This is a genomic window from Lacicoccus kunmingensis DSM 17847, from assembly GCF_059568765.1.
Genome location: NZ_JCANUC010000001.1, coordinates 254,724 through 272,232, shown reverse-complemented (window position 1 = coordinate 272,232; position 17,509 = coordinate 254,724). Strand labels below are relative to the sequence as shown.

Genomic DNA, 17,509 nt, shown 5'->3' with positions numbered 1-17,509 from the left:
GATTTGTCACCATTGTATCATTTATATCCTATATAAGTTAGATAGTAATATACTCGTTAACGAATTGTAATGCAATTGTTAAATTGTCAGGGCTCGTACCGCCGCCCTGGGCCATATCCGGACGGCCGCCGCCTTTACCGTCTACACGTTCGGCCATGCCTTTCATTATTTCGCCCGCTTTGAACTTGTCTGTCAGTTCTTTAGGGACGGTTACGACCAGTGATACTTTGCCTTCATTGACACTTCCAAGTGCGATGACCGCATCCTGATTTGCAGATTTGATGTCATCCATTATCGCTCTCAGCTCTTTTGCATTTTTTGCACTGACTTCTGTTGCGATGACATCTGTGCCGTCAATGTTTTGTTTAATGTTATCGATATTTGAAAGCTTGTCTTTGGAAGACGCGGATTTCAGTTCTTTGATTTCCTGCTTCAGTTCCGATTTTTCGTCATTCAGCTGGTTGATTTTACGGAGGACGTTATCTTCTTTAACTTTAAGCATCCCTGCAATCTCCTGCAGCTGACTTTCTTTTTCCTGGTAGTATTCCACGGCATACTTGCTCGTTACTGCTTCCAGTCTTCTGATTCCTGCACCGACACCTGTTTCAGACACGATTTTGAATAATCCTATATCCGCCGTATTCACTACATGGATACCGCCGCACAATTCCACAGAGTAATCATCCATATCGACCACACGTACGATATCTCCATATTTCTCACCGAAAAGCGCCATTGCCCCTTTTTCCTTAGCTTCTGCAATCGGCATTTCGGAAATTTCAACATTCAGGCCTGCATATATTTTTTCGTTCACCGAGTCTTCGATCGTTTTGATTTCCTCTTCGGTCAAAGGATTCAAATGAGAAAAGTCAAAACGGAGTTTTTCAGCTTCGACCAGTGAACCAGCCTGATTGGCGTGTTCACCGATCGTATCTTTCAGCGCCTGATGCATCAGGTGTGTTGCAGAGTGGTTTTTGACGATAAAGCTGCGTTTTTCTGCATCCACACTCAATTTATATGTGGAACCAACTTCCACAGTACCGCTCACCACTTTTGCCAGGTGCACATTCTGTTTGTTCGGCCCCTGGTACACCGCTTCAACTTCAAGCTCTGCAGTATCACTTTTTATTGTGCCGTAGTCAGCGATCTGACCGCCGCTCACTGCATAAAAAGGTGTCTTATCAAATATCAATTCGACCACTTCTCCTCCGTCGTAGGATTCGAGTGATTCATCATCCTTGACGAGTAATAGAAGTTCTGCCTCTTCATTACGGGACTCGTATCCTGTAAAGAGACTCGGCGTTGTAAAGTCGGACAGTACTTTTGACTGCACCTGCATGGATTCGCTCGATTTACGCGCATTTCTCGCACGCTCTTTCTGTTTGGCCATCTCATCAAAAAAGCCCTGCTCATCCACTTCAAGACCGTCATTCTCTGCATATTCTTTAGTCAATTCATAAGGGAAGCCGTACGTATCATATAATTTGAACGCATCTTCCCCGGATATGACGCCCGTCGTGTCCTGAACGGAAGCTTTAAAGGACTCATAAATACGTATGCCCTCATCCAATGTGGCAAGGAAACGTTCTTCCTCTTTTCTCACGACTTCCTTGATAAAGTCGCTTTTCTCCTGGACATTCGGATAAAATCCTTTCATGATATCTCCAACCGTGTCCACGAGAGAATACATGAACGCTTCATTGATGCCGAGTTCTTTTGCAAATCTGACCGCACGTCTCAACAGACGGCGCAGCACATAGCCCCGGCCTTCATTCGACGGCAGTGCACCGTCCGCAATCGCAAAGCTGACCGTTCTTACGTGGTCACTGATCACTTTGAACGCGATATCCTGACTGTCACTCACACCGTAGGATTTATCAGACACTTCTTCTATAGTCTTGATCAGCGGTGTAAACAGATCGGTATCGAAATTCGTCGGCACGTTCTGGACGATGCTCGCCATTCTCTCAAGACCCATGCCTGTATCAATGTTCTTTTTCGGCAGCGGTGTATACGTGCCGTCGCTGTTATGGTTGAATTCACTGAATACGAGGTTCCAGACTTCAAGGTACCTTTCGTTTTCACCGCCCGGGTACATTTCTTCAGCCGGATCATTCACGCCGTAGCTTTCACCGCGGTCGTAGAAAATTTCACTGTTCGGTCCGCACGGCCCTTCGCCGATGTCCCAGAAGTTGCCTTCGATTCTGATGATCCGGTCCTCGCTCAAACCGATATCCTCGCGCCAAATATTGTAGGCATCCGTATCCTCAGGATGAATCGTTATATAAAGTAATGATTCATCAAAATCCATCCAGTTTTCAGACGTTAAAAATTCCCATGCAAGCTCAATCGATTCTTTTTTAAAATAATCGCCGATGGAAAAGTTTCCGAGCATTTCAAAAAATGTATGGTGTCTTGCTGTGAAACCGACATTTTCAATATCATTTGTTCTGATGGATTTCTGCGCATTTACAATTCGCGGATTGTCAGGAATGACACGGCCGTCGAAATATTTCTTCAGCGTCGCAACACCCGAGTTGATCCAAAGTAAAGAATCATCATCGATTGGAACGAGCGGTGCACTCGGCTCCAGCATATGATTTTTCTCTTTGAAAAATTGTATGAATAAATCTCTTATCTCATTTCCTGTCAGTTGTTTCATAAGAACCACTCCTAAAATTAAAATAAAAAAACGCCCCTAAAAATAGGGACGGAAGTTTCCGCGGTACCACCCAGGTTATGGCATAGCCATCACTCTAAATATTCGTTTGAAATAAAGTGCAGCACATATATATACCTGTCATTGTTTTCACCTGCCACAATGTCTCTGTCAAACATGATATATACATTCAATCACTTTAGGTCTGATTGTTACTGATTATAAAATTTTATCCCACTGCTGTCAAATGAAATCATACGGCGTTTTTTCCACATTGATCATCGCCGGGATTCTGAAAAGATTATCTTCTGTCAAATACTCCGGGGCAGCATCTTCATCCGGTGTGCCGCCATCTTTTGTTCCAGACGCATCGGTTTTTGTTTTGGATCCTGATTGACTCGCTTCTTTCTTCTTTCTTGCAATATTGAACTTGTCATGCAGCGACTGGATCATCGTCGTATTTCTGGTAATGCCCTCGTTGCTCAATGCATCGTAAAAGGCATTTTCATCACCGCATAAGATCAAGGATTCCTTCGCTCTTGTAATCCCAGTATAAATGATATTTTTTATCAGCATATGACGGTAGCTCTTTACAAGCGGCATGATGACAATCGGATATTCACTGCCCTGCGCTTTATGGATACTTGTACAGTATGCATGTGCCAGCTCACTTAAGTCTCTCCGTTCATAAGAGATATGCTTCCCGTCATAATCCACTACGATAATATCTTTATCGGTGCTGTCATCATCTGCTTTTAGGATGATCTCATCAATGATGCCGGAGTCGCCGTTGAATATATTATCCTCACGCCTGTTGATCAGCTGCAACACCTTATCACCGGTACGGAAAACGATATCCCCGAATTGTATTTCTCTTTTGTCTTGATCGAGCGGATTCAGGATTTCCTGAAGCACTTGATTCAGTTTATTGATACCCGCGTTACCCCGGTATATCGGGGCGAGCACCTGGATGTCACGCATGTCGTAACCTTTGGCTACAGCCTTAGTAACAATATTATCCACCAGTCCGGAAATCTGGCTGATATTTGCATGAATAAACACCCGGTCTTTAAATTTCTCCTGAATATCTATTTGTTTCTCTTCTTTTATTTCATGGGCAAGTTTGATGATTGAAGACCCTTCACCCTGCCTGTAGATTTTCGTCAGCTCTGTCACTTTCATGACGTCCGACTCGATCAGGTCGTTGAATATTTTACCCGGCCCGACTGAGGGCAGCTGATCTCTGTCACCGACAAATACCAGTTTTGTATCACTCGGCACATTGCGGAGCAGCTGATAGAACAGCCACGTGTCCACCATGGACATTTCATCGATGATGATCAGTTTCGCATTCAGTTCTGCGTCGATGAAGTCATCTTTTTCCGTATCCTGGCCCCAGCCGATGAGCCTGTGTATCGTTGAGGCTTCGACCCCGGTCGAATCATTGAGCCTTTTTGCCGCACGGCCTGTCGGCGCGACAAGTTTAATCGGGTATTCCCCTTCTTCATATTCCTCAATGTCCTCCAGTTCATTCAGCTCATGATAACAGCCGATTATGCCTTTCACTATCGTCGTCTTACCCGTCCCCGGTCCCCCGGTGATGATGGATATCTTCTCATTCATTGAAAGATCTATCGCTTTCATCTGTTCCGAGTTATATTCGATATGTTCGGCTTTTTCAATGGCTTTTATTTGCTTGATGACTTCTTTATCGGTGAATTTATCTTCATCAGAATGCTTGATGATACGATAAATTTCATCCGCCGATTTATGCTCGGCATAAAAGATGGTCGGCAGGTAGATTTTTTCATCGAACATGACCAATTTCTCATCTTCATGAAGTTCCCTGATTACACCATCGATCTCCTCATCATTGAATTGATCCCGGTTGTTGAACATCAGAAGTTTCTTCACTTCGGTGCCTAGCATGTCTTTGCCTATGAACGTGTGCCCGGTGGATAGTGTCATGTCTTCCACGATATACAGCAGCCCCGCTTTCAGTCTGCCGATATCCGATGGTTCGATGCCCTGTGCAAGTGCTATTTTATCGGCGGTATTGAAACCGATGCCGTCTATATCCGCAACCATTCGGTATGGTGAGCTTTCAAGTATGTTTAACGTGTGATCCCCATAATACCTTAAGATTTTCGCACTCATTCTGGCACCAAATCCGAGCTCGTTCAGACGGATGATAATTTCTTCCGTCTTTTTATTTTCAAGGATAGTGTGGTGAATCATATCAATTTTGGCTTTGGACAAGCCCCCCACTTTTTTAAGTGCATTTTTATCATCAGAGATGATTTCGAGTGCATTCGGCCCCAGTTTATCTACTATTTTTTCTGCTGTTTTCAAGCCGATGCCTTTAAATGTATCACTGGAAAGATACTGTATGACGCCCTGGTTCGTCTTCGGCAGTTCCTGCTTGAACTGTGTCGCATTGAACTGTTCGCCGAATCTCGGATGTGATTTGATGTCTCCTGTGAACCTGTATGTATCACCTTCTGTAATGTCATGGAAATATCCAGTGACGATGGTATCAAAGGTGAAGTGTGTATTGGTTTCATCGATGATTACTTTCAATACAAAAAAGCGTGTTTTTTCGCTTTGAAAAATAACACGCTCGACTTCACCGATAATATATTTCTCATCATAAATTGACGACTGTTCCATTCTCTTCACCGCCGGGAAAATATACTACTCTGAAATCTTTTTTAATGCATGATGTGCAAGATGATGATCTTTTTGTACATCAATCGCCTGCTGGAAATGTTCAGCCGCCTGTACTTTATCATCATCACGTACAAGTTTTAACAACCCTAAATTATATTGTGCATCAGCATGCGGGGTCTTGTCCACCACTTTGTCGAGCAGTTTCTCAGCCGGGTCGAACAGGCTGAGCTGGCAGCATAGGAGGCCGTATTGAAAACAGACATCGATATCATCCGGCTTTTCCTGATGTGCCACTTCGAAAAACTGAAGTGCGGCTTTTGGCTGCTGGGTATTGATATGGCTCATCGCCAGCATGAAGTTAAGATCTGCATCTTTTTCATTTCTGCTGTAGGCGATGAGATACAGTCTGATCGCTTCATCATAGCGTTCATGATTATAATAAATGTTGGCGAGACTGTAGAAAGCACTCGTACTCTGCGAGTTCAGATCAATCGCCTTTTGCAGAAATTTTTCCGCTTCTTCATCCCGTCCGAGGCTGTGCAGCAGATTGCCGCCGTTTATATAATGCACTTCTACTTCCGGTTCTTCTTCAATACTGTCAAAAATCTGTTTAAGTGCTTCTTCCTGTCTGCCGTTTTTCAATGCGTCTTCGTATGGCAGGCTCATCCGAGATACTCCAATACTTTTTCTTCATTGTAGACAGTATCGATCGTTGCGCCGCCGAGACAGATGTCTCCATCATACAAAACGACAGCCTGGCCAGGAGTCACCGCACGTGCCGGCTCATCGAACATGACTTCCAATTTATTTTCATCGATTTTATTGACAGTGACAGGTACATCGCCCTGACGGTATCTGAACTTTGCAGTACAGCTGAATGAATCGCCCGGATCATTGATGAAATTGATGTCTGAAGCAATCAGTTTCGTTGAGTACAATGAGTCATTCTCATACTGTGACACGACATACAATTCGTTCGTTTCCAGGTTTTTCCCTGCAACGAAATACGGTCCGCCGTCTCCGCCGATGCCGAGACCCTGGCGCTGGCCGATTGTGTAGTACATCAGACCGTCATGCTGTCCCATGTCTTCATTCGTATCCAGGTTGATCATGCGGCCGGGATTTGCCGGCAGGTAGCCGCTCAGGAACTCTTTGAAATCACGCTCTCCGATAAAGCAGATGCCTGTGGAGTCTTTTTTGTCCTTCGTTGCCAGGTTATACTTGTGTGCAAGTTCTCTCACTTCGGACTTTTCCATATGGCCGAGCGGGAACATCACTCTTGAAAGCTGATCTTTCGACAGCTGATTCAAAAAGTAAGTCTGGTCTTTATTATTGTCGACACCTCTCAACATCGTCACGGAATCGCCATCGTGGTCGACTCTTGCATAGTGGCCCGTTGCCACATAGTCTGCACCGAGTTTCATCGCATGGTCTAAAAACGCCTTGAATTTAATCTCTTTATTACACATGACGTCCGGGTTCGGTGTGCGTCCTTTTTCGTATTCCTCCAAAAAGTATCTGAATACACGGTCGTAATATTCCTTCTCAAAGTTGACCGAATAATACGGGATGCCGATCTGTTCAGCAACCAGTCTCACATCTTCATAGTCCTCCGTTGCTGTACATACTCCAAATTCGTCTGTATCATCCCAGTTTTTCATAAAAATACCGATCGTATTGTAACCTTGTTCCTTTAATAATTGTGCCGTGACGGAGGAGTCTACACCTCCACTCATACCAACGACAACTGTTGTTTTTGACGGATCCATATCATACATTCCTTTCTGATTTATATCATTTCTGTTTTATTTAGTCTGTTATAAATTATTTCTAACTGTTCAACAATTTCTGTAATATCTTCTTCTGCCATCAAGTGTGAAAAGCTGAAGCGGATGGACTGAAGCGCTCGCTGTTCATCATTGTACATCGACCGTATCACATGGGATGGCTGCACCGTGCCCGCGTTGCACGCAGAACCTGCAGATACATAGACGCCCGCCATATCGAGTGCCGTCAGCAGAAATTCTGCCTCGGTCCAGTCGAAGTATACATTTATGATATGGCTTGTCTGGTTATTGACGTCCCCGTTCACTTCAAACGGAATCTTTCTCTCAATCAGTCCGTTTATAAATCGTTCTTTCATCTGCATCTCTTTGATGGTTCTTTCTGAACGGTGCACTTTCGCTTTTTCCATGGCCAGGCTGAACGCATGTATCCACATGATGTTTTCCGTGCCGGCGCGTCTTGATAGCTCATGCGAGCCCCCGGTAATCTGTGCGGACAGCTTTATACCTTCTTTCAAATAAAGAAGCCCGATGCCCTTCGGCCCGTATATCTTATGGCCGCTCAGCGTCAGAAGGTCCGCGCCAATATCTTCCACATTGATATCCATGTGGCCGAAACCCTGCACCGCATCCACATGAAGCAGCGCCTTGTGCGCTTTTAACACTTCTGCTATCTCAAATAGCGGCTGCATGCTGCCCGTTTCATTATTGACCATCATGATGGAGACCAATACTGTATTATCTTTCAGGCTGCTTTTCAACTCTTCGGCATCAATCTGTCCATTCTCCTTCGCGGACAGGAATGTCACGTCGTACGCTTCACTTAAATCCTGATAAGTTGTCCTTACGGAAGCATGTTCAATGTCAGTTGTAATAAAATGCGGTTTATCGTGTGCTTCGGCAATGCCTTTAATCGCAAGGTTATTTGCTTCTGTCGCACCGCTGGTCAAAATGATTTCATTCGGCTTCGCATTGATGCACTCTGCCATCTTCCGGCGGTAGTTCTGCAAGTCAGCCTTGGCATCTTTACCTATACGGTGGATGCTCGAAGGATTTCCGAAACTTTCTGCATTATTGACAACTTCCTCGAGTATTTCCTTGTCAAACGGCGTAGTGGCTGCGTAATCGACATAAACTGACATTTTATTCACCCTTATCAACAATTAAATTATTAACTAATATATTCTAACATGTTTCAATGTAAAATTATAATGTTTGAAATCAATTATTAGCTAAAAGTGATATATATTTGTACACTTTTAATTAGATAATAAAAACAGGAGATGAAAGAATGTCTAAACAGTTAAATATTTCAGCACTCAATCTGGTTCCAGTCAGGGCAGGAACCAATGCAACACAGGCTATTGAAGATATGGTGGACCTTGCACAACACATAGACGGTTCAAGCTATCAGAGATACTGGATTTCTGAACACCATAATATGACTTCAATCGCTTCATCTGCTACAAGAATATTAATCAAACATATTTTGGAACATACAAAAAACATCAGAGTCGGAAGCGGCGGGGTCATGCTGCCAAACCACGCACCGCTCGTTGTGGCGGAAGAGTTCGGCACGATGCATGCCATTTACGGCGACCGCCTCGACCTCGGACTCGGCCGTGCGCCGGGGACGGACATGGCAACGGCGAACGCCATCCGGAGAAGCAACCACGACGGCGTATTCTCCTTTAAAAGTGAAATTGAAGAGTTGAAAAGATATTTATCTGCCGTGCCGACACAAGTGGTCGCCTATCCGGGACAAGGGACGGAAGTGCCGTTGTATGTGCTCGGGTCTTCGACGGATTCTGCGCATATCGCTGCAGACCTCGGACTGCCATACGCATTTGCTGCACACTTCGCTCCCGCGCAGATGGAAAATGCCTTTAAAATATATGTAGACAACTTCAAACCATCCGATCAGCTGGATAAGCCGTACAAAATGGCGAGCCTGAACGTCATTATGGCAGATACGAACGAAGAAGCGGAATTTATTAAAACGACGCACTATCAGAACATCCTCAACCTGATCAGAAATACACGCGGCCAGCTGCCAAAGCCGGTTGAAGATATGGAACAAAGATGGTCGCCGAGGGAAGAACAGGCTGTCAAATCACAGTTCCCCATCGCATTTTCCGGCAGCAAGGAAAAAGCCATGGAAGAACTGAGACTATTCCAGAGCCAGTTCAATGTCGATGAAATTATGGCCGTGTCGTACATCTATGACATGGATGACCTGAAGCAGTCATATGACCTGTTCGAAGAGCTGGTTAAAGAATATAATGCGGAGTAGGAAGGATACGTTCCTCAAACACTTTTCCACCCTAAAAAAGCTGCAGGCGACTTTAATCAGTCGCCTGCAGCTTTTTATTTTACTCATCCATATCAGCGACAACTGTCAGCTGATAATCAATCAAAATGACTGATCTCACTGCTGGGCCATCTTCTGAACCTTTCATCACCGGGCCCACATAGTGGCTGACTGATGAATCTTCCACACCGTAGGATTCGAGCGGTTTCGAAATTTCGAAAACTTCATGCAAGTCTCTCGCATCGATCTCGTCCGGCTGCTTGCCTCTGACTTCTGGAATGCCGATCGCATTCGTTCCGCCTTTAACATTCTTCCGCTCGATCAGATGTGCGAAAGTGAACGGTTCACCGTCCTGATGCAGACAGTCCGGGGAGGATACTGCTTTATCTTCATCATGTTCGACCATCAATTTCACAAAATGCACACCGACGTGTATCGGCATGATTTTATCTTCTTCCTGCCAGAACGTTTCATGGTAATTGGCCATGATGATTTTCTTCAGCAGTTTATTTTCTCTAATATCAGAATCGATCGAATGGAATTCGCGGTAGGATCCCGGATGTTCGGGGTTGAATTTGCCCTGGAAGTAAGCGGCATACTCCGTCCCGCCCCGCTTCACATCCGGCAGCCATTCAATATTGCCAGAAGTCGGCAGTACAAGTGCGCGTGCATACCTTCTGTAGCGGTTCAGTTCCGGCGCATAGTCATCGATCGGCAGATTTTCAAAATAATCGAGGATTTCCTCATAATCTTTTTCAATGCCGTCATAACTCAGTGACGCCATATAATCGTAAATTGCATAACCTTTATCTTTTAACTGACTCATGTCTCATCTTTCCTTTACAATTGATTGTCAATGAATCATTTTATCACAAATTGAAAATAAACCGAACATGTGAGGCGAAACACACCGCGGTAACCGCAGCTGTGCTATATTGGACTCAAAATGTTGAAGGAGCGAAAAAATATGCTCACAGATGAATCCGCCCGCCGCGTCATTTATGAAATTATGAAACTGTATCCGGACGCAGTGCCGAAAATGCGGTATGATGATCCATTCAAACTGCTGATGGTTGTCATTTTAAGCGCCCAGGCCACCGATGCCTCCATCCGAAAAATCAGGGACCGCCTTTTTGAACGCTATCCAAATCCAGAAACAGTCGTCAAATCTTCACCCGAAGAAATCGGGACATACATCCGTTCAGTCGGCCTTTATAAAAATAAAGCCCGCTACATTTTTGAAAGCAGCAGGCAGCTGCTGGACAACTTTGGCGGCGAAGTACCGATGACGAGGAAAGAACTCCGGACACTGTCCGGTATTGGACCGAAGTCTGCAAATATTATGTTGAGTGTCGCATTCGGTGAGAATGCATTTGCCGTGGATACACATGTCGCCCGGGTATGCAGGCATCACCAGATTGTTCCTGAGAATGCGACCCCGCGTCAGATTGAAGCCCGGGTGACTGAAATCATTCCACCTGAATATTGGGGGCGGGTCCATCAGTCCATGATTTCCTTCGGCCGTGAAATATGTACACCGAGTGATTCTGACTGCAGGAAATACCCTCAGTTGTATAAGGACTTGGAGTATGACAGCTGAAAATGACAGTGGCCGCCTTTTGTGTTTCGGATAAGTCGATACTTATCTTATACTTATTCGAATGACACCGTTACAATCCATATAAACAAAAAATAACAGGCACCCAGCCTGTTATTTTGTATAAATTTCAAGTTCTTCATGTTCGACACTATCAATTTTATTCAACTCTGCAAGAATCTCCTGCACATCTTCTTTCGCACACAGCGTCATGACACTCGGCCCTGCACCGCTGATGACAGTAGCATAAGCGTCGTTCTTCAGCGCATTCTCTTTAATATCGTCAAATTCCTTGATCAAAGGTCTGCGGTAGATTTCATGGAACTGGTCTTTCATCATCAGTCTGCCCATATCCACATACTCTTTGTTGAATAAGGAGAAGAGCATGACGTTGTTAATCGCGTTCTGGTTGACCGCTGTCTGCCTGGAATATGAATCCGGCAGTGCTCTTCTCGCCTCGTTCGTGTTAATCATGTAGTTCGGCACGGAAACGATCAGAGAAAAATCAATATCATCCAGTACATGATAATAAAGTTCACCATGATTGTAATAGCCGACAAATACCCCGCCGGTAATACACGGCCCGATATTGTCCGGGTGGCCTTCTATATCACAGCCGAGCATGATCTTATCATGGTCGGAAAGATTGAGGTCGCAAAAATAAGCGGCGACCTCAATACCTGCAACAATTGCGGACGATGAACTGCCGAGCCCGTGAGCGAGCGGTATTTCACTGTCCATCTCTACTCTGATGGGCGGCATCTCTTTATTATACTTACGGGCAATACTCTTAGCGGTTGAAATCACAAGGTTGTCCTCGCCTGACGGCAGGATATCCAAGTCCGAATTCAGGAAATCAACTTTGAATTCCGCATTCTCATACGCTTTAATCTTTAAAAACTTAGTGACTGCGACACCGATGGAATCAAATCCCAGCCCAAGGTTGGCACTTGTAGCCGGGATTCTTAAATCAATCTGTTTCATCGTTTTTCAGACTTTCGATATATTCAATGATGACCGCTTCATCGTTCGGCAGTACTTTAGGCTGGACAGCCGCTTCGTCCATCGCTGTCTGCGGGTCTTTAAGACCATTACCCGTCAATACTGTCACTACTGTGCTGCCCGCTTCCACTTTACCTTCTGAGAGAGCTTTCATCAGACCTGCAATACTCGCATTGGAGCCCGGTTCTGCGAAAATGCCTTCTTTACGGGCAATCATGCTGTAAGCACTTAAAATTTCATCATCCGTTACGGAATCGATGATACCGCCGGATTCATCGCGTGCACCTGTTGCCAGTGTCCAGCTTGTCGGGTTGCCGATTCTGATTGCTGTCCCCACTGTTTCAGGTGCTTCTATCACTTTATCTTTAGTGATCGCAGCAGAACCCTCCGCCTCATAGCCGAACATTTTAGGCAGTTTTGACCCTTTTTTCTCATTGTACTCCTTAAAGCCTTTCCAGTATGCGGATATGTTCCCTGCGTTGCCGACAGGTATAAAGAGATAGTCCGGCGCATCATCCAGTGCATCGACAATTTCAAATGCAGAAGTTTTCTGGCATTCGATTCTGTATGGATTCACTGAGTTCACTAGAGTGATGCCCTCATTGTTTTCCGCAATTTTACGGACAATTTTAAGCGCATCGTCAAAGTTCCCCTGAATGGAGACGATTTTCGCGCCATAGACGATTGCCTGTGCAATTTTACCGAGTGCGACCTTGCCTTCCGGTATAACAACAATCGTATTCAGCCCGAGTCTGGACGCATACGCAGCAGCAGAAGCGGAAGTATTGCCGGTAGAAGCACAAATCACAGTATGTGCACCTTCCTCTTTCGCTTTTGCGACTGCAAGCACCATGCCGCGGTCCTTAAATGAGCCTGTCGGGTTCAAGCCCTCAAATTTTGCAAAGGCATTGATGTTATATTCCTCACTGATTGAATTCAATGGGATTAATGGCGTATTGCCTTCCTGCAATGATAATGCCGGTGTATCTTCAGTCACCGGTAAATATTCTTTGAATTCTTCAAGCAAACCTTTCCAGTACGCCATTCTACTCATCTCCTATGACAGGATACTTGGCTGCGACTTCCAAACTGCCGAGCGCTTCATCCAATTGATTTTTATTCACTTTTTCAGTGATAACAACAACTTTATTGTTTTCATTATTTAATTCATGGCCGATGTCTGCATCATTCAGAGCAGACTTGACGGCATCTTCATCATTATTGACACGCAGGTAGTATTGATACTCCACATCTTCGTTTTGAATGACTGCCTTTTCAGTCGGTGCGAAGTTGCCTTTGACAGGTGTCGATAAAACATCGATCAGGTCGGAAACGACCGCACTTGCCGTTTCAAGACTCCCGGCACCCGGACCATAGTACATCGTCTCGCCCACTGCGTTGCCGATGACATACACCGCGTTCTTTTCATAATTGACAGAAGCAAGCTGGTGATCCGCCTTGAAGAAAATCGGCTCGACACTTGCGCTCAGGCTATCACTGAATTTGCCGATACCGACAAGTTTCATGATATAGCCGAGGTTTTTAGCAATCTGGATATCTTCACTTTCGACTTTTGAAATACCGAGACTCGGTACATCGTTGATGTCGACTTTTTTATTAAATGACAACCTTGATAATAAAACGATCTTTCTGAGAGCATCGATGCCTTCGACATCATTTGTCGGGTCCGCTTCTGCATACCCTTTTGCCTTTGCATCTTCCAGAGCATCATCGTATGTCCATCCATCGACGGTCATTTTAGTGAGTATATAGTTGGTTGTACCGTTTAAAATACCCATCACTTCTGAAATCTGATTGGCATTCAGTGACTTTTCAATCGTTTTAATGATCGGTACGCCGCCTGCGACACTCGCTTCATAATTCAGGTGGACTTCATTCTCGTTTGCGACTGCAACGAGATCATCTATTCTTTCAGCAAGTAAATCTTTGTTTGCAGTGACAACATGGATTCTATTTTTCAAAAATTGAAGTATAATCTCATAGGTATTGTCAATACCGCCCATCACTTCTATGACAGCATCAATATCCGCTTCATAAATATCTTCAACTTTATCAGTAAGTTGAATGCCGGATAAATCAATATCACGTGCCTTGTCAATATTTTTTGCAAGTACGTGGGTGACGGTCACTTCCTCACCAAGCAATGATTCAATTTTGTTTTTGTTAGTATTCAATACATTAACGACACCGCTACCCACAGTGCCCATTCCTAAGACTGCAATTTTCATAAGCTAGAATCCTCCATTTAAATACTTTATAACTATCCATATTAGAGTGAAAAGTTGAAAAATTCAAGAAAATAATGATTTAGTCTACACAATTCTTAATTTTTAATGTATTATTAGGTCTAAATTTCAGTTAAAGGATGTCTGCATGTGAAAGTAGCAAAATTCGGTGGCAGTTCCTTGTCATCATCCACACAACTCAAAAAAGTTTCCAAAATCGTTCAAAATGACAATGATATCGGTGCTGTTGTCGTCAGTGCACCGGGTAAGAGATTCGAAGAAGATATTAAAGTGACCGACTTATTGATTGCGCTTCATGCAAACAAAATAACGGGGTTACCGTACAATGAAGCACTCGATGCAATACTGAGCCGGTATGAGGAAATCATTACAGGTCTCGAAATCGACTTCAATCTGCTCGATAAATTCAGAAAGACCATTCTTTCATATCTCGAAAACATTACGGATAATGACAGATTGCTCGATGCACTGAAATCTTGCGGTGAAGATTTTAACGCCCAGATGCTTGCCCAGTATTTAACGTCCGTCGGCACACCGGCAGAATATTATTCTCCGAAAGATGCAGGTATCTTTGTTACCGATGAATCATCCAACGCACAACTGCTCGATGAATCCTACGACAATATCGCAAAATTAAGAGGCAAAGAAGAAGTTGTCGTCATCCCAGGATTTTTCGGCCTGTCGAAAAAAGATAATATTGTGACGTTCCCAAGAGGCGGTTCTGATATTTCCGGTGCGATCATTGCCCGCGGTATGCAAGCCACAATTTATGAAAACTATACGGATCAGAGCCATATTTTTTCAGCGCACCCAGGATTTATAGACAACCCGCATGCAATCGAAGAACTGACTTACCGGGAAATGCGTGAATTATCCTATTCAGGATTCGGCATTTTCCATGACGAGGCACTTGCACCACTTTACGAAGTGAAGATTCCAGTCATGATTAAAAATACCAATGCCCCGCATATCGAAGGGACAAAGATTGTTCCCGAGCGTGAACTGTTAAAAGATATTCCGGTCATCGGCATCAGCTGTGACGTCGGCTTTACAGCAATTTCAGTTAAAGACTATCTGATGAACAGACAGGTCGGTTATATAAGAAAACTGCTGCAGATTTTTGAAAACCACCAGGTTTCAGTCGAGCACATGCCTTCCGGTATCGATAACATTTCAATCATCGTTCGCAGTAAAAATCTCAAGGGCAACACTAAAATCAGCCAGTTGATGGAAGATATCAAAGATCAGTTGGAACCAGAATGGGTGGAAATCGAAGAAAACCTTGCATTACTCGTCATCGTTGGTGAAGGTATGGAGTATACGGTCGGCCTTGCAAATAAGGCGACAAAAGCACTGACTGAAAATGATGTCAACATCAGAATGATGAACCAGGGCTCTTCAGAATCCAGTATGGTCTTTGCAGTTAAAATGAGCGACCATGAAAAAGCATTGAATTCCGTCTACAAAGAATATTTCAGAAATATAGATTAAAGATTATAAAAAGAGGTATCCGATTTCGGATACCTCTTTTTTAAAACCTTCCTGATTTGAATATTGAGTACAACAGTCCAAGAAATAAAAAGACCGCAAGCACGAAGCCTATTTCTATTGCTGGAATCTGCCATATTACCGTCGTCTGTCCGGCAATTGCAGCACCGACGATAAGTCCGACCATGATGATGCTGAATGACAGCAGGACGATACTGAACGATAATCTGTTACCGATCCTGTCCATCCTTCTGAACAGCTCTTCGAATCTTCTTAATGACAGCTGCACCGGCACTTTCTTCTCACGCAGTGATTCTGAGAATATCTTCAGGTTATTGGACACATCCACTGCTGTGTCACCGACATCCTGCAGGTTATTATATGCACGTGAAGCAACATTTCTCGGATCATACTTCTCTTTTACAAGCAGCCTGCCGAATGGTTCGGCAACATCCATGATGCTGAATGCAGGGTCCAGTCTGCTGACCACGCTCTCCAGTGTAATGATTGACTTCCCAAGAATGGTGAAATCCTGGGGCAGTCCGATGCGGTGTTTATTTGCAATCTGGAAAATATCCTGAACCGCTTCACCGATGTTCAAATAACTGAGCGGTATATCATAATATTTATCCCGCAGCTTCTCAGCATCCCGGTTCAGCACATTCATCTCGACACCTGTCGGCACAACGCCCATTTTCACTATCGCTTTGACCACACCGGACGCATCTTTTCTCATCATGCCGATCAGCAGTGTGCCGAAGTTATATTTCATATCCTGTGACAGCCTGCCGACCATCCCGAAATCCATGAAGGCAATCGTCTCATCTTCCAGAACGCTGACATTGCCTGGATGGGGGTCGCCGTGGAAGAACCCTTCGACTATAATCTGATGGAAGACAGCGTTGGCGAGCCGCTCAGCGAGCACTTCCCTGGAAAAGCCATGGGCTTCCAGTTCCGCATGGTGGTTGATCGGTATGCCGTCAATAAATTCCATGACCAGTACATTTTTCGTCGACAGTTCCCTGATCATTTCAGGCACTTTAATCTTGTCGTCACGCTCAAACTGTTTACGGATCTTATCAGCATTATTCGCCTCAATGGTATAGTCAAGCTCATCCAGAATCGCTTCTGAGAATTCCTCGATCATATCGGTCAGATGGTAACGTCTCGCCCACTCCATCCTTTGTTCTGCCAGCGTCGCAAGATGATGGAGTATCTCAAGGTCAGTCCGGACCCTTTTTTCTATGTTTGGCCGCTGGACTTTGACCGCGACGGTCTGACCCTCTGCAGTCACCGCCTTATGCACCTGCCCTGTCGATGCCGAGCCGATCGGGGTTTCTTCAATTGACCGGAAGACATCTTCAGTTTTTACATCCAAAGAGCCCTCTATCACTTTCTGCACATCTTCAAAGTCGAACGGCGGCACATTACTTTGGAGTTTTTCCAGTTCATCAATGATGTCCTTCGGTATCAAATCCGGTCTCGTACTCGCAATCTGGCCGAGTTTGATGAAAGTCGTACCCATCTCCTCGATAAAGATACGTATGCGTTCACCTCTGGAATGCTCATGATCATTTTTCGCCTGTCTTAATATGATCCTTTTAGGCAGACTTAATAACTCATCCAGCCCGAGCTCTTCAACTAGAAAGCCAAAGCCGGCCGATGAGAAATTAATCGCAATTTCCCTGTAACGGTTTATATATTCGATACGTTTTTTTATTATCATTTAAA

13 protein-coding genes are annotated in these 17,509 nt (G+C 44.5%); 3 read left to right on the top strand and 10 right to left on the bottom strand.

The genetic code is table 11. The features are described 5' to 3' along the window. Positions 1–37: 37 nt before the first annotated feature. The 5 genes from alaS to BO48_RS01310 all read right to left on the bottom strand — a co-directional run bounded on the left by alaS (position 38) and on the right by BO48_RS01310 (position 8,255). On the bottom strand, positions 38–2,662 hold the full coding sequence (alaS, locus tag BO48_RS01330) for an alanine--tRNA ligase (RefSeq protein WP_496365633.1): 2,625 nt from the start codon (positions 2,660–2,662) through the stop codon (positions 38–40). Positions 2,663–2,902: 240 nt separating this feature from the next. After that, a complete protein-coding gene (gene recD2, locus BO48_RS01325) occupies positions 2,903–5,329 on the bottom strand; it encodes an SF1B family DNA helicase RecD2 (RefSeq protein ID WP_496365632.1) in 2,427 nt (808 codons plus the stop codon). A 24-nt stretch (positions 5,330–5,353) separates the two neighbouring features. Continuing rightward, complete coding sequence (locus BO48_RS01320) at positions 5,354–5,995, bottom strand: tetratricopeptide repeat protein (RefSeq protein ID WP_496365631.1); 642 nt, start codon at positions 5,993–5,995, stop codon at positions 5,354–5,356. After that, the gene (gene mnmA / locus BO48_RS01315) at positions 5,992–7,098 is read right to left on the bottom strand and encodes a tRNA 2-thiouridine(34) synthase MnmA (RefSeq protein WP_496365630.1); all 1,107 of its coding nucleotides are present in this window, start codon (positions 7,096–7,098) and stop codon (positions 5,992–5,994) included. Before mnmA ends, BO48_RS01320 begins: the two co-directional genes overlap by 4 nt. Positions 7,099–7,118: 20 nt before the next feature. Then, the gene (locus tag BO48_RS01310; protein WP_496365629.1) at positions 7,119–8,255 is read right to left on the bottom strand and encodes a cysteine desulfurase family protein; all 1,137 of its coding nucleotides are present in this window, start codon (positions 8,253–8,255) and stop codon (positions 7,119–7,121) included. A 149-nt stretch (positions 8,256–8,404) separates the two neighbouring features. Between BO48_RS01310 and BO48_RS01305 the strand changes: the two genes are divergently transcribed. Beyond that, on the top strand, positions 8,405–9,406 hold the full coding sequence (locus tag BO48_RS01305) for an LLM class flavin-dependent oxidoreductase (protein ID WP_496365628.1): 1,002 nt from the start codon (positions 8,405–8,407) through the stop codon (positions 9,404–9,406). Between the two features lie 79 nt (positions 9,407–9,485). On the opposite strand, the gene BO48_RS01300 is transcribed toward BO48_RS01305, so the two are convergent. After that, positions 9,486–10,250, bottom strand: coding sequence for a 2OG-Fe dioxygenase family protein (locus BO48_RS01300; protein WP_496365627.1), 765 nt, complete (start codon positions 10,248–10,250; stop codon positions 9,486–9,488). A 141-nt stretch (positions 10,251–10,391) separates the two neighbouring features. On the opposite strand from BO48_RS01300, the gene BO48_RS01295 reads away from it, so the two are divergent. Next, entirely contained in the window at positions 10,392–11,024 is a 633-nt protein-coding gene (locus BO48_RS01295; protein WP_496365626.1) for an endonuclease III domain-containing protein, read from the top strand. A 111-nt stretch (positions 11,025–11,135) separates the two neighbouring features. Here the strand turns inward: BO48_RS01295 and thrB are convergent, their stop codons facing one another. From thrB to BO48_RS01280, 3 genes are read right to left on the bottom strand one after another with little or no spacing between them, the layout of a single operon-like run. Then, a complete protein-coding gene (gene thrB / locus BO48_RS01290; RefSeq protein WP_496365625.1) occupies positions 11,136–12,005 on the bottom strand; it encodes a homoserine kinase in 870 nt (289 codons plus the stop codon). Continuing rightward, positions 11,992–13,068, bottom strand: a complete 1,077-nt coding sequence (gene thrC / locus BO48_RS01285) for a threonine synthase (protein WP_496365624.1) — start codon at positions 13,066–13,068, stop codon at positions 11,992–11,994. The genes thrB and thrC overlap by 14 nt, the downstream gene beginning before the upstream one ends. Position 13,069: 1 nt before the next feature. Further along, the gene (locus tag BO48_RS01280; RefSeq protein ID WP_496365623.1) at positions 13,070–14,272 is read right to left on the bottom strand and encodes a homoserine dehydrogenase; all 1,203 of its coding nucleotides are present in this window, start codon (positions 14,270–14,272) and stop codon (positions 13,070–13,072) included. 147 nt (positions 14,273–14,419) lie between these two features. Here BO48_RS01280 and BO48_RS01275 point away from each other — a divergent pair, with 147 nt between their 5' ends. Then, entirely contained in the window at positions 14,420–15,781 is a 1,362-nt protein-coding gene (locus BO48_RS01275; protein WP_496365622.1) for an aspartate kinase, read from the top strand. A gap of 40 nt (positions 15,782–15,821) precedes the next feature. Here the strand turns inward: BO48_RS01275 and BO48_RS01270 are convergent, their stop codons facing one another. Continuing rightward, positions 15,822–17,504: an ABC1 kinase family protein gene (locus BO48_RS01270; protein WP_496365621.1), complete on the bottom strand. Its 1,683-nt coding sequence runs from the start codon at positions 17,502–17,504 to the stop codon at positions 15,822–15,824. Positions 17,505–17,509 lie beyond the last annotated feature (5 nt).

Coding starts and splice junctions, on each gene's coding strand:
- recD2 (WP_496365632.1), bottom strand. CDS start 5,329: ATGGAACAGTCGTCAATTTATGATGAGAAATATATTATCGGTGAAGTC.
- BO48_RS01320 (WP_496365631.1), bottom strand. CDS start 5,995: ATGAGCCTGCCATACGAAGACGCATTGAAAAACGGCAGACAGGAAGAA.
- BO48_RS01280 (WP_496365623.1), bottom strand. CDS start 14,272: ATGAAAATTGCAGTCTTAGGAATGGGCACTGTGGGTAGCGGTGTCGTT.
- alaS (WP_496365633.1), bottom strand. CDS start 2,662: ATGAAACAACTGACAGGAAATGAGATAAGAGATTTATTCATACAATTT.
- thrB (WP_496365625.1), bottom strand. CDS start 12,005: ATGAAACAGATTGATTTAAGAATCCCGGCTACAAGTGCCAACCTTGGG.
- BO48_RS01295 (WP_496365626.1), top strand. CDS start 10,392: ATGCTCACAGATGAATCCGCCCGCCGCGTCATTTATGAAATTATGAAA.
- BO48_RS01310 (WP_496365629.1), bottom strand. CDS start 8,255: ATGTCAGTTTATGTCGATTACGCAGCCACTACGCCGTTTGACAAGGAA.
- mnmA (WP_496365630.1), bottom strand. CDS start 7,098: ATGGATCCGTCAAAAACAACAGTTGTCGTTGGTATGAGTGGAGGTGTA.
- BO48_RS01305 (WP_496365628.1), top strand. CDS start 8,405: ATGTCTAAACAGTTAAATATTTCAGCACTCAATCTGGTTCCAGTCAGG.
- thrC (WP_496365624.1), bottom strand. CDS start 13,068: ATGGCGTACTGGAAAGGTTTGCTTGAAGAATTCAAAGAATATTTACCG.
- BO48_RS01270 (WP_496365621.1), bottom strand. CDS start 17,504: ATGATAATAAAAAAACGTATCGAATATATAAACCGTTACAGGGAAATT.
- BO48_RS01300 (WP_496365627.1), bottom strand. CDS start 10,250: ATGAGTCAGTTAAAAGATAAAGGTTATGCAATTTACGATTATATGGCG.